Annotated in this window: 12 protein-coding genes; 4 read left to right on the top strand and 8 right to left on the bottom strand. The window is 45.7% G+C overall.

Annotated features, from left to right (window positions below):
* Nucleotides 1-19 precede the first annotated feature (19 nt).
* The 5 genes from AC58PV_RS07525 to AC58PV_RS07505 all read right to left on the bottom strand — a co-directional run bounded on the left by AC58PV_RS07525 (nt 20) and on the right by AC58PV_RS07505 (nt 5,634).
* Nucleotides 20-1,090 carry a dihydrodipicolinate synthase family protein gene (locus tag AC58PV_RS07525; protein WP_497431647.1) on the bottom strand — a complete coding sequence of 357 codons (1,071 nt, stop codon included), beginning with the start codon at nt 1,088-1,090 and terminating at the stop codon, nt 20-22.
* Between the two features lie 2 nt (nt 1,091-1,092).
* Nucleotides 1,093-2,109, bottom strand: a complete 1,017-nt coding sequence (locus tag AC58PV_RS07520) for an NAD-dependent epimerase/dehydratase family protein (RefSeq protein ID WP_497431646.1) — start codon at nt 2,107-2,109, stop codon at nt 1,093-1,095.
* Between the two features lie 159 nt (nt 2,110-2,268).
* Nucleotides 2,269-3,621, bottom strand: a complete 1,353-nt coding sequence (locus AC58PV_RS07515) for a hypothetical protein (protein WP_497431645.1) — start codon at nt 3,619-3,621, stop codon at nt 2,269-2,271.
* A 147-nt stretch (nt 3,622-3,768) separates the two neighbouring features.
* Complete coding sequence (gene rbsK / locus AC58PV_RS07510) at nt 3,769-4,668, bottom strand: ribokinase (protein WP_497431644.1); 900 nt, start codon at nt 4,666-4,668, stop codon at nt 3,769-3,771.
* 45 nt (nt 4,669-4,713) lie between these two features.
* Entirely contained in the window at nt 4,714-5,634 is a 921-nt protein-coding gene (locus tag AC58PV_RS07505; RefSeq protein WP_497431643.1) for a nucleoside hydrolase, read from the bottom strand.
* 169 nt (nt 5,635-5,803) lie between these two features.
* Between AC58PV_RS07505 and AC58PV_RS07500 the strand changes: the two genes are divergently transcribed.
* Complete coding sequence (locus AC58PV_RS07500) at nt 5,804-6,556, top strand: helix-turn-helix transcriptional regulator (RefSeq protein ID WP_497431642.1); 753 nt, start codon at nt 5,804-5,806, stop codon at nt 6,554-6,556.
* Nucleotides 6,557-6,575: 19 nt separating this feature from the next.
* A complete protein-coding gene (locus AC58PV_RS07495; RefSeq protein WP_497431641.1) occupies nt 6,576-7,499 on the top strand; it encodes a helix-turn-helix domain-containing protein in 924 nt (307 codons plus the stop codon).
* Between the two features lie 6 nt (nt 7,500-7,505).
* On the opposite strand, the gene AC58PV_RS07490 is transcribed toward AC58PV_RS07495, so the two are convergent.
* Nucleotides 7,506-8,333: a sugar phosphate isomerase/epimerase family protein gene (locus AC58PV_RS07490; RefSeq protein WP_497431640.1), complete on the bottom strand. Its 828-nt coding sequence runs from the start codon at nt 8,331-8,333 to the stop codon at nt 7,506-7,508.
* A gap of 13 nt (nt 8,334-8,346) precedes the next feature.
* Nucleotides 8,347-9,540: a Gfo/Idh/MocA family protein gene (locus AC58PV_RS07485; RefSeq protein ID WP_497431639.1), complete on the bottom strand. Its 1,194-nt coding sequence runs from the start codon at nt 9,538-9,540 to the stop codon at nt 8,347-8,349.
* Between the two features lie 119 nt (nt 9,541-9,659).
* Here AC58PV_RS07485 and AC58PV_RS07480 point away from each other — a divergent pair, with 119 nt between their 5' ends.
* Nucleotides 9,660-10,535: a helix-turn-helix domain-containing protein gene (locus AC58PV_RS07480; protein ID WP_497431638.1), complete on the top strand. Its 876-nt coding sequence runs from the start codon at nt 9,660-9,662 to the stop codon at nt 10,533-10,535.
* Between the two features lie 1,176 nt (nt 10,536-11,711).
* The gene (locus AC58PV_RS07475; RefSeq protein ID WP_497431637.1) at nt 11,712-12,854 is read left to right on the top strand and encodes a Gfo/Idh/MocA family protein; all 1,143 of its coding nucleotides are present in this window, start codon (nt 11,712-11,714) and stop codon (nt 12,852-12,854) included.
* 10 nt (nt 12,855-12,864) lie between these two features.
* Here AC58PV_RS07475 and AC58PV_RS07470 read toward each other — a convergent pair whose 3' ends face one another.
* Nucleotides 12,865-13,752, bottom strand: coding sequence for a helix-turn-helix transcriptional regulator (locus tag AC58PV_RS07470; protein WP_497431636.1), 888 nt, complete (start codon nt 13,750-13,752; stop codon nt 12,865-12,867).
* Nucleotides 13,753-13,793 lie beyond the last annotated feature (41 nt).

The raw sequence follows: 13,793 nt of genomic DNA, 5'->3' as shown, positions 1-13,793 counted from the left end.
GTGGGCTATCTTTTCCTAGTTACTCGGCTAACCAATCCGAGAGGTTCGCTTTTACAAAAGCATCATCATTCAGATGAGGATAGTCATTGTACATACGATCGATTTCTTCCGATTGTCCTGGGGACAATTCTTCATGCGGATTCAAACACCAAGTTCCCTTCATCAAGCCTTGTCGACGAAGCACTTCATGAATGCCTGGAATGCAACCGGCGAAGCCATTAGCGGGATCGAAGAATGCTGCGTTCGTTTCGGTTACTTCGATATTACGAGTCAGCCATTCTGATGCAAGCGTAGGGTTCATTCTTATCCCTTTAATTTCGTCTAAGAGTTCTACCGCTTTGTGCGTCCAGACGGCCCAATGTCCAAGTAAACCACCAACAATTCTTTTCTCTATGTTTTTACCCGCAACTTGGAATTTATAAACAGTTAAAAGATCCGTAATAATATTATCATCGTTCCCTGTATACAGGGCAATCTCATCGCGGCGCTCTGAATAGCAGACAGCGCGCACAACATCGATCGTTTGATAACGATTGAACGGAGCCATCTTGATCGCAACAATGCCAGGGATATTCGCGAATTGCTTCCAGAAATCGAAGCTGTACACCTTACCGCCAACCGATGGCTGAAGATAAAAGCCAATGACTGGCATTTTCTCGGCGATCCGAGCCGTCCGTTCCAAAATTTGCGCCTCAGTCCAGCCGCTTAAACCACCCATGGATAACAAGGCAGCGTCATAGCCTAGTGAGATTGCAATATCTGTCTCTTTCACCGCTTGTTCCGTAGGACCACAGATCCCGGCAACCTTGATAAATGGTCGTGTAAGGCCTGCACGGTCGACTTCTTCAGCAGCCATTCGAAGAACTTTCTCATACAAATTGTACTTAGGATCGCGGATTTCAAACTGTGTGGAATGCACACCAACGGCAATACCGCCAGAGCCCGCAGCCATGTAGTAACGTGTTAATGCCCGTTGACTTTGCTCATCCAACTGACGATCTGCGGTAAGTGCTAATGGATGTGCAGGAATGACAAGCCCCTCATGCAACGCGATTCGTTGCTCATTACTTAATTCCCTACGTTGTGTCATCGTTAGAATTTCCCCTCTCGCTCTTGGAAATGAGTAGGTTTATTAATCATGCTGCCCCCATGCTCGATCCACTCTGCTACCCAGTCGAACATTTGGAGTAGGGATACTTGCGGGTATCCGAATAGTTGCATGCTCTTCGCTGCATTGCTAAGCAACGCCGTTTCTGACTCTTGCCCTTTGAAGATCGGTTCAATACCAAGTCTTAGGCCAAGCTGCTGTGCCGCATATTTCACGGATACGGTCTCTGGACCCGTTACATTCAAGAAATTAGCTGGACTTTGTGTAGCCGCTAGAGAACGAATTGCTATTTCATTCGCATCCCCTTGCCAAATACAATTGAAATGCCCCATGGAAAGATCGATAGCACGGCCTTCCTTCAAGGACTTCGCAATTTCCAACAGAACGCCATAACGCAGGTCAATGGCATAATTCAAGCGATAGATGAGAACTGGCGTTCCGTTCTTGTGACTGTAATGCTCGAACATCCGCTCGCGGCCTAGACAGGACTGACCATATTCCCCAATCGGAGCTGGACTAATCGCTTCATGAGCTCCACCGTACGTTACGGGTGTGAATGGATATACATTCCCTGTTGAGAAGACGACAATTCGGGATTTACTAAATTTCTCAGCAACACGACCTGGCAGGTAGGCATTCATTACCCATGTGAAATGCTCCTTGCCCGTCGTTCCAAACTTGGTACCAGCCATGTAAATAACATTAGGAACATCGGGTAAAGCCTGAAGTGCCTCATCATTCAGTAAATCACAGGCAATCGTTTCTACCCCGAATGATTGCAGTTCTTCTTGCAGACCACTTTCGGAGAATCTCGAAACGCCATACACCTTTTTATCCACGCCTGCTGCCTGAATGGCATTCATCGCTAACTTAGCTAGACTCGGTCCCATTTTCCCACCAACGCCAAGCAGCATGATATCTCCCTCTAGTTCTTGCATAAACTGTATTAAAGCAGGGGAGGGTGTTGACATGACTTTATCCAAATCTTCTAATGTTCTCATTCTCGCAATCTCCTCACATGTTGATCTAAATTTAAGCTTCCTGACTGTAGTATACGGACTCTCAAACATAAAAGACAAATCTTTATATTGTCTTTAAATAAAAAAAGAAACCGTTCCCTTTCGCTGAAGCCAGCGCTGGAACGGTTTCACTTATGGAAATTAGACTCGGCTAGGGTCCGCAGCTAAATTTTCTAGAAAATGAAGTCGGAACGTTTGTTTCGGCCTTCCTTTCGGCACTTTGACATAACCAATGCTCGAGATCAAGTTATGATCCATCCATTGCAGCAGAAGTCGGTGTGTACTCCTAACCGTAATGCCGAGGATGCTCGCTAACTCGTGCACTTCGTAGTCCAGCTTGCTCGTGCGTGCCACAGTCGTCATTAAACGACTCAAATACGTCGATGTCATCCCTGCATCCTCCGCACTCTTCAGGAGCTCGGGATCGGTCATCGACAAGTCTCTGCTAAGCGGATCTGCCATCTCCAGAGGGCCGATTAACGTCTTATCCTCCCGCACGATAAAGCACGTGTTGCCGCCCGCTTCTTTACATCTACGAAGAGCAAGGCGAGCATGCGTGCCTGCTTCATTCGCACTGCGACCGAAGCCGATCCCCATACTAAGCGAAAGCCCGAGTGACTTCCATACTTCTCGAGCAAGCGGCACCGATTTATAGCCAACCGTCTCGCGCTCGAATATCCCCCGTGTCGTAAAAAACAAATATTCATCAGCACCCAGATGTGTTAAATACCCATCCAATGACTCCACATAGTCGATCAGTTTTCTGTGTACTTCCAGCTTAAAGCGTTGAATATCATGCTCTGTACTTTGTAGTTGCAGCTTTTTGCCGAATTCATCCACGTTAATCATGCCTACTAGGATTTGTGCTTCTTTACTACGCCGAGTTTCCGTGGAGAGAAGAGCACGTTCCAAAGCAACCGTTATGTTCTGATCCGTCGGTGTAATCCACTCGCATGGAATCCCCAACTCATTCAGCGTATCAGCGACTTGAATATCTGTAGTAAGTGCTGCTTTCGCTAATCCCCTGTGGAAAGCATCCCTATGAAATTGCGTCATCGTCTCGACTTGTGGGTACGGAACGCCATCATAGATGAGGAAGTTGGATGATGTTTCACCAATCTCCTTGACATGTCTACTTAACGTAGGGGCGGTAAAAGAATCGATACTAAATATCGCATCTACCGCTTGAAGCTCTGGTTTGCTGCGCAACCGATATAACGCACTAAATAACCCGGTGTCTGTCAACGGGATCATATGCACGGGCAAATGTGTTAATACGTTCTCTTTGACGCGGCGATAGAGTGTCGGCCCTGTAACTAACAGCACTTCGACCTCTTGGAGCAGCTCCTCGGCCATCTCTGACGCTGTTTCTGCCGAACATGCCCTCGCGATAGGCTCGAAGGATGGGAAGGACGTCGCAATGACGCTCAATACTTTATTCACCAGAGCCTCTGGCCCTAATATCCCAATGGCAATTCGATTCGGAATATCCATCTGTGACGGCTCCTTTGCATCATCATCAATATGATCAAGTATACCCCTGTTCTCGACTAAAAGACAAATCGTTATTGTGTCTTTAAATCCACCCAAACTCACAGTAAAAAGCCCGGCAGCAGAATCACGTGCGTGCCGAGCTTTTAGTTAGTTTAATTCCGAAAGCAGCGGCATCCCCGCTTGTGCACCAAAGCGCGTCACCGACAACGAAGCCGCCTTCACCGCAATCGTCGCAGCTTCCAGCACCTCTTTGCCTTGAGCCAAAGCAACCGTGAACGCTGCATTACATGCATCGCCTGCGCCCGTTGTATCCACAACTTGGACACGCGGTGCTGGAATGGTGGCTAGATCGCCTTGGGCTACCATCGCAACGCCTTGTTCACCTCGTGTGAGCAATAGCCGAGGGCCTGCAGACTCCCATTGCTGCATGCCGGCCAGCAACTCCTGCTCGTTCGCGTAAGTTCCCCCGCTAATCAGTTCAAACTCCGTTTCATTCGGTGTAATGAAATCAACCAGCCCTAACAGCTCGGCTGGGAGCGCAACGGCCGGTGCAGGATTTAGCACGGTACGAACGCCTGCCTCACGCGCAATCTCAAGGGCAGCCTGCACCGCAGTCAGCGGGATCTCGAGCTGCACGAGCAACGCATCTGCTTCACGAATGAGATGTGCATGCTGGCGGACTTGCTCTGGCGTCACTTTCCCATTCGCTCCTGACACAATGACAATGCAATTGTCATCCTTGGTATGTAGAATGGTTGCCGTTCCCGTGGAACAATCGTCTCTACGAACGATAGCACCTGTGTGAATACCATGAGAGGCCATTTGAGCAAGGAGCACATCTCCGAAAGCATCTTGGCCTACCGCGCCGATCATGGACACTTGTGCACCAAGTTTCGCACAACCGACGGCTTGATTGGCCCCTTTGCCTCCAGGGATGGTATGCAACTCATCTCCTTGCAAGGTTTCGCCGATTTTAGGCATTCGGTTCATGGACACGACTAAATCCATATTGAGGCTTCCTACAACAGCAATGCGTACTGTCTTCATTTTGATTTGACCCTTTCTTATATCATATTATGAATGCTTCATGATCTAGTTTGCGCTCCGATGCAGCTTCTGGAACAAATCGCGAAATACACCATCACGATCAATATAATTAACATATCGAATAAGGTGTCGTGACGGATCTTGGCTCCATCTTGCCTCTTCAGATACGATCGGACTTGGTAGAAGTACACTCGGTGTGCTTCGTTCATTCACGAGATAAGCTATCGTAGAAATATCCCAAATCACCCGGGAATAGGCGAAATGATCCGGGTGAACTTGCCTGTACGTCTCGTACAGGTACTCACCAATCACACCTGAATCTTTCACAAAGTCTCTCATTTCGGATAACGTAGTTTTCAAATGCGAAGCGACGCCCATACATGGAATTAATACTAAGGGTACACCACTATCCAAAATAATGCGTGCTGCAGGAATATCTTGCTCCAAATTAAATTCTTGCGTATTGTGCCAATGGAGCGCATGCCCACCTAACCATACGACAACTATGTTCTCGATAATGCGAGGTTCCATTAGAATAGCGGAAGCCACGTTCGTTATCGCACCAATAGCTACAACGTATAAGGGATCCTCCGGCGAGGAAGCCACTGCTCGTTCCACTAAATTGCGAGCTGCCTCACTCTCCACTGGTGTTTCAGAACCTGGCAGGTACGTCTCAGATCCTTTAAAAATAGGAATGTCGGGGCGGCCCATCAGATTGAGTATTTTATGTAATTCTTGATAACTCTTCTCCATCCCATCCTTCGGCCCTGTTGATAAATCGTTAAAGAATGGTGCTGCATAGAACGCTTCTACTTGAAGCCTTTCTGGCGATTGCAAAGCATACACAACAGCAAACTGGTCATCAATTTCATTAAAGGTATCTGTATCCAATACCATTCTTATCTTACCCGTTCTTGAAGTCAAGCGATCCATCCGTTGTGCTTCCGTTATTGTCGGGTATTGCATAGGGCAACTCCTCACATTTTATATCATAAATTGGCTTATCTATGTACTCAGCAAATGAGAATATAGAGCTATTTTACCCCCATTCATGTTATATTTTTATCATAGATCGGCTTAGTTTTTATATGATTCGGCTATCTATCTCAAATCATCTGTGGAAGGACGTTCTGCAATGAATGGACATTTGGATTTCCTTTTTCGAACAACAAGGCCTCAGAATTGGACAGTCCATCTACATAGACACCAGTGCTATGAATTGGTTTACTATATGCAAGGAAGTGGCTCAACCCGAGTAGGCGAGTACACGCACCTCTTTCATAGCGATACTTTTACATTAATTAAGCCACACACACTGCATGAAGAAACACATACGACGGACAGCGAAGTTCTATTTGTTGGGTTTCAAGCGGACCTGGGCAAATACCCCCTTCGAGAAGGTTTCTATATCGATCACTCCGATGGAGCCATTCTTGCCTTGTTACAAAAAATGACGATTGAAATGCACAATAAGCGCTCTTTCTATAAGGCTAAGCTGAATCATCTTATTGGGGAATTAATCATTGAACTTCTTCGTTATGATGAATTCACGACGTCGGAGCCATCTGTTGATAAGGTTATTTATGCCAAAAACTACATCGACGAGAACGTCGGTCAGAAAATCCGGGTTGACATTTTAGCCGATTTGGTTGGCTACAGTTATGATCGATTCCGCCATCTATTCAAAGAAGAATACGGTCTTTCACCTATGCAATACGTGATGTCCAAGCGCTTTGAGCTGGCCAAACGATTGTTGAAACAAACGGACCTCTCGATCTCCGCTGTTTCTCATGCAAGTGGTTTCTCCAATGATACCCAGTTCTGTTCCCTTTTCAAACAAGCCACAGGACACTCTCCTCGCCGATATCGCTTGCAACAACTAACATGAAGGAGCTGCATGAACCCCTATGTCACAACAGCCTTATTTTGAGCAAAATAAAAACCAAAGTGGCCTAACCGACATCGATAGACCCTTCTATGTGGGTTCCCAAACCACGGTTCATGAGGGCTACCAGATTGCTTCACATTGGCATTATCATATGGAAATTATATATATCGCTTTCGGAAAAGCCTCTATTACAGTAGGAAATCATAGTTTTGAAGCGGAACAAGGCGCTTTCATTCTCATCCATCCGTGTGAGGTGCATAGCGTTACGGTCGAACCCCTTCAACCTTCCAAGCATTATGTCATTGGCTTTGATCCTGACATGTTAAGTCCGATGCCGCAGCTGGCTTTTGAACTCCAGTATTATTTACCTTATACGACGCCGCTTCATGGTTTGACGACTCGGTTGACACCTGGGGAACAGGATGGGATTCTCCTTCACGCTCTTATTGAGGAAATGTACGAAGAGTATCAATCGAAAGCTTTCGGCTTCGAGCTGGCTGTATCGTCCTCTCTATTCAAGTTGATTCTATGGTTGCTGCGCTATCAACGAACACGACTTTCGCCTGCAATTACCGAAGATGCCGGTGAAGATACGAAGAAAATGGCCGCCTTTCGCCAGCTTCTAGTCACCATTAATGAAGAGGGCACGCTAACCATGACAGCAGAGGAAGCCGCCAAGCTGTGTATGATGAGCTATAGCCGATTTGCGAGCTTTTTTAAAGGGGTTATGCATACTTCTTTCACGCAATATGTCTTGTTTATCAAAATACGAAGAGCCGAGCAATTACTGCTCGACCCGACGAAAAGTATTACGCAAATCACCTTGGAAACCGGCTTTAATCATACTAGCTATTTCATTAAACAATTCAAGCGTATCAAGGGTGTATCCCCCAAACGCTATCGTAAAGAACGATTACAGGTTACATCGGATTATGACGAATAAGCGCTCTTATTCCCAAGCCATCTCTGCCTGAGCAAGCAAAGCCTTCAATGCGCGAATTGCCGTTACCACGCGTTTGGGATTGCTGGCATGTGGCATATAATGGTGCAAATGTGGCTCAACCGAGAGATATCCGCTATAACCGCGCTCGCGCAATTGGAGCAATAGATCAGCCATTTGTCCTTCTCCCGCACCAGCTGGAACGAATTGTCTCGGCTCACGCGTTGCATCTTTGACATGAATATATGCGGTGTAAGCATGCAGTTTCGGATACGCTTCATCCATCGGTTTGACGTTATTCATGACGAAATTACCAGGATCGAACGCTGAGCGAAGCGAGCTTGAGTTACAATGTTGTAAAATATCCAACACACGGTCATCCTTCGAGCCATACAGATGATTATCATTTTCTAAAATTAAAATAACATCATGCAGTTCAGCGAGTTCAGTTAGCTGCTTCATTCTGCCCAGTACTTCTTCCCTGCACGCATCCAGATTGCCATCCTCCGGTGGGTGATAGGAGAAAATTCGAATGTACGGCGTACCTAACACATGTGCGGCATGAATGGCTCGCTGCATAGCCGCTAATTGAGGTGTAAAATCATCTGCAACTGGATATTTCCCGATGGGTGAGGCAATCGAAGAGACGCTGAAGCCTCGTTGATTCAACACAGAGCGTATGGATGTCAACTCTTTATCAGTTAAATCCAGCACATTTTTCCCCCAGACATTGCGAAGTTCCAAATGGGCAAGCCCCTCTTGCGCCAGAACATCCAGCTGTTCTTCCAAATCATGTGAAATCTCATCAGCAAAACAAGTTAACTTTACTTTGGACAAGATAGTTCCTCCTCTATTTCGCAGTCCCGAAGGAGGCTGACATATCGACGAGCGTCTCAGGCCCTTCATTTACTTTTTTAATAAAACTGGACGTGCGAATTCTCTCTTCCAAATGTGTGAAGAATGTATCGCCATCGATCGGAACTGTAACTGGACGCTTCTCGAAAGATGACAGCATGATCCCATTCGCTAAAGTCAACGCGCCCAAACCTTCTGGTCCCTCTGCAATTAATTCCACATCTAGTCCGATCAACCGATCTACCAATCGTTTCGTCACAACCCTATGACCATTGGGAACTGTCGTATCCACTGGTATTTCTACTGGCTCCAGCTCCCATGAAGCAAATTGCTGCTCCGTCTCTCTAGTGAAGGTGAGCATGGACTCCGGGTATTTGTAATGAAGTAATTTACCATTCTCCAACAACAACTTGCCAAGATCTCCAACGATTTCTAGACGATTCGTCCCTGGCAGTTCCGCCGTTGTTACGATCAAATGTCCGATCATCCCATCGGCATGTTCAAAGTAAGCCGTTACTTCATCCTCAACCTCAATATCATGATACTTCCCGATATGAGCATGGCCGGAAATAAGCGTGGGCAAGCCAAACAACCACTGATACATATCCAGCGTATGCGGACATTGGTTCGTCAGAATGCCACCGCCTTCTCCTGCCCAAGTCGCGCGCCAACCGCCGCTATTGTAATATGTCTGGGAGCGGAACCACTTTGTATGAATCCATGTTGCACGCGTCAATTGCCCAAGCTCGCCACTTGCTACAATTTCTTTCAGCTTCGCATAGAACGGAAGCGTTCTCTCTTGGAACATGATCGCGAACTGAAGGTTCGGATACGTTAGCTTTGCCGCTTCATAGGCATCAATCATGCGAATAGCATCATTGACATGCACTGCAATTGGCTTCTCACACATGACATGAATACCACGTTCGAAAGCTTCAATCGCAATGGTAGGATGATTATAATGTGGAACTGCAATAATAACGACATCGATACCAGCATTCGCTAACATGTCACTTGCGCTATAGTAGGCTTGCGCGCCATACGTACTAGCGAACTGATCGGCCTTCTCTTGATCCACATCACACACAGCAATCAAAGCCACATTATCCATCTCAGCCAAATAGGTCAGATGCGCTCGACCAATGTTGCCTATGCCAACAAGTCCAAATTTGATACTAGGATTACTCATACTTATTCCCTCCCGCATATTGAATATCTCACTATCATCCTATATCATTCTAATTACTACTTCCTTGAAGAAATTGCCTCAAATATGGATAATCTTGCTCAGTGAAAGAAGGGTATTAGATGATTTCAGACTACCTACCACTCCTTGATGATCATATAAGCTTCCTGCATGCCACTCGGAAACCGCCCTTTAACGTTCATTTTCATTTGCATAAAGGTTGCGAAATTTTCTTCCTTATCCGCGGTGATGTGAATTACTTTGTAGAGAAAACGGTGTATCCCTTGCAATATGGTGATCTCATCATCACGAATGAGCACGAAATTCATAAGCCATCCTTAACGACAGATGCCATGTATGAGCGTGTGACGATTGAATTTAATCCCGCCATGCTAGCTGAGTTCCGAACCGAAACCTTCCAACCGTTACAATGCTTCTATGACCGCCCTCTAGGCGAAAATAATAAAATCACACTTAGCGAACAAGAACACGCGACACTGATAGATTTATTTCAGAAATATAACCACGCCCTAAAGCATCCCTTTGAAGGAGATTCGCTTATGAAACTTGGTTATTTATTATCGATCCTTGCACATGTGCAACGGTTTTATGAGACGAACAAAGAGAAGGCGCTTGGTATCGACTTGCCCCTTCGTTTGACGCCTATTCTTGCTTATTTAAACCAGCATCTGGCAGAGGATTTATCTTTGGAACAGTTAGAAAAGCAGTTCTACATCTCTAGATATCATCTCAGTCGTTTGTTCAAAAAGCACACCGGCAGCACCATCCATGAATATATCGTGTTCAAACGCATTGCACTTGCCAAGCAACTGCTCAAGGACGGAGCATCTGTGACGGAAGCTTGTTTGGGCTCTGGATTTAACGATTACACAGGATTTCTTCGGATGTTCAAGAAAAAAGTGGGTATCCTGCCGAAGCATTATGCGAAGCAGGCAAGTGCTCAGGCTCAGGGGAGTATGCCGATGCTGGAGCTTTGAGAGATGGCGTGTAACTTGTATATTACAGCTGAAGGTTGGGAGTCGGGATTCTCTCTAATCCCCCCATCGCCCCTTCTCAAAAATGCAAAAATACAACCTTTTGTACGAATTTATAGTTAACTTTTACAAATGCGTGCAAAAAGGCAACAATTTTAAGGTATTTCATAAGAATCTACTGAAATCACCTCAAATTGATGCCTTTTTGCATCAATTTGGGGGTAACGGTGCGGAAAACCATTCGAAAAGTGCTCTTGTGCAATTTTGACGGGAGGAGAGGATTTTTTTTGGGGGTTGAGGGGGTTGAGGGGGTTGAGGGGGTTGAGGGGGTTGAGGAGGGTGAGGAGGTTGGAAGGGTGAGGAATTGAGGGTGCAAAAGTTATCAGAAGATCAACACCCTTGCTCAATCAGCACTACATTTGCCACCTTCACATTTATATTCGTATTCTCATTCACTTCCAAATCCTACTTCTACTTCTACTCCACATTTTCACTATTCTTATATCTTCCTACTCTATCGCGTTACCCCACTGTTCTTACAATCGGGCTCGCGAAATTCATTGGGTGTCCACCTCTTTCTCATTTTCCTCACTGTACATTCATGCAGTGGGTAAGACTACTATCATAGCAGAGGGGTTATCTTGACAGAGTGGTTTGGGTTCGGGTCCGGGTTGGATTAGGTTGGGTCAGCGTAAGGTCGGGGTTGAACTTAGTAGAAAGAAGTGGTGGGTGCGGTGGACGAACAGCCGATTAGATGGAAAACCTACAGTTAAATCCAGCCTACTTCCTCTATATCCTGATATAGATGGAAAATATGTAGTTAATTCAAGCGATTTTCACTGAAATTTGCTGGGAGACGATAAATAACTGTACTTTTTACATCTAATCGTAATTAACAGCTCCAAATCGAGAAAATAGCTGTACATTTTCCAGTTAATCGCATCCTCCACCCATTTCAGCATTCTCACCATACCCACATATGCCTCAAAAACCAAGGAGTTAAGCGGCTTGTCACGCTTAGCTCCTTTTTCACCTCCACCTTTGCGTCTCCCATAAAAACCTGAACATTGTACAACTTTTCTATCGTATGCTTCATTCACACCAACACCCAATAAGACTACTATTAAGACGTAGACATGAAGTAGACAACGCATCTAACAAGGAAGGGAAGCGACTAGAATGAGCACCACAACAAACAAAAAAGTAAGAATCGCCTTAGTAGGACTTCGGTTTGGAGGCGCTTTCGCCCCTATTTATCACGCACATCCGGATGTCGAATATGTTGGCATTTGTGATACGGATGAAGAAATACTTCATCAATATGGTGATAAATTTGGCTTCGATCGACGTCATACGAGTTTAGAGGAGGTCCTGCAATCGGATGACTATGATGCGGTCCATCTCGTTTCCCCAATTCCATTGCATGGGAAACAATCCGTAGCCGTGCTGCGCTCAGGCAAGCATTGTGCTTGTACAGTTCCGATGGCGACTAGCTTAGAAGACTTGCACGCAATCGTTGCAGCAGAGAAAGAAAGCAAACGCAATTATATGATGATGGAAACTGCCGTGTACACGTACCAATTCTTGCATGCACAAGAAATGTATCGCAATGGAGAATTCGGTCGCGTTCAATTCCTGCGTGGCGCACATTATCAAGACATGGTCAATTGGCCGCCCTACTGGAAAGGTCTTCCACCGATGCATTATGCTACACATGCTATTTCCCCACTACTAGCTCTACTAGGTACACGAGCAACGAAAGTAAATTGTATCGGCTCAGGGGTGATGGAAGACGAGCTTGTTCAGCAATACGGCAATCCTTATCCGATTGAAACCGCCATTTTCCAATTGGCGGATTCACCAGTGAGCGCTGAAGTTACACGCACGCTTTTCCAAACAACGCGGCCTTATATGGAAAGCTTCAACATTTATGGGGAAGAGGCTTCCGTGGAATGGCATATGGAGGATGAACCTCTAACCATCTTTAAGACAGCTGAACTGCAGGGTGATCGTGGCCGTAAATCCGACATAATCAAGGTCAAAGCGCCTTCACGACCAGACTTGCTTCCAGATGAGCTTGCTTATCATATTACGCACCAAGCGGTGCTTGATGAGAACAATCCGCATCAATCCGTACTGCAAGGCAATGGTCATCATGGTTCGCATCCACATCTCGTCCATGAATTCCTGCGCAGTATTGTAGAAGAGCGGAAGCCTTATATTGATGCGGTAACTGCAGCCAATTGGACTGCAGCAGGCATCTGTGCGCATGAATCTGCCATGCAAGATGGTAAAGCTGTCATCATACCTAGCTTTGAATAATCTCTTCGTTTTATGACCGATAAATATTCCGAATATAATCGGAAGGTGACTCGCCCATCACTTTGCGAAATACACGCGAGAAATAATAGGGGTTCGTAAAATGGAGCAGATGGCTAACCTCCGAAATGTTCAACAGCGTATTACGCAGTAGCTCAGCTGATTTGTGAATGCGCAGACGTTCATGATAATGAAATAAGGAGATTCCCATTTTACTCGTGAACAACGTGCTCATATAACGATAATTGAGACCAAACTCTGAAACAATTTCTTCAGGATCTAGCCTACGCTCCCAATGTTCTTCCAGGTAGATTGCCAGCTTCTGGACCACAGCATCGGATTTACTAGATAACTTGGGTCGTTCTAGGGTTTGGCGGTACACATCTAGAAATATTTCCATCGTTTTCATACTCAAAGACAAATGACTAAATAAAGGGGCGGAGCTGTACAACTCGTACAGCTCTTTTAGTTTGTTAATAAAGGGTGATGGTTGGCCTAAATGAAACATTTTGGGCAGTACTAACTCGTGTTGATAATCACTTGGTGTGAATAATTGGTAGGACTGAGAGGCATGGAATGAGGGCAAACTCCCTGAATGAACTTCCTTCGTTGGCGTCTGTTCCTCCTGCCGATCATAGAAATGAATCCAAATGGTGGAAGTATCAGGCAGTGTGCCTGCCCCTCCCCAATGATGTAATCCGCTTTTCAGAAAAAAGCCCGTACCCTCCCGCAGGAAATACTCTTCACCTTCTTCTACCACTTGCATTTGACCCTTAATGACAAAAATAAATACATTCCAATCCGCATTTCGGTCCGGATGAATCCAGCCTTCTTGCGTTAACGTCTTCCCCATATCTCGAATGAATGGAAAATACCCCGTGTGCAAACGGATCTGATTCATACAGTCTTTCCTTTCGTCGGAAAGAAAAAAGACAACCCGCA

Source organism: Paenibacillus sp. J22FR83 (assembly GCF_059691955.1).
Note: the sequence above shows the minus strand (reverse complement) of the source record. Positions and strands in the feature narration are given on the sequence as shown.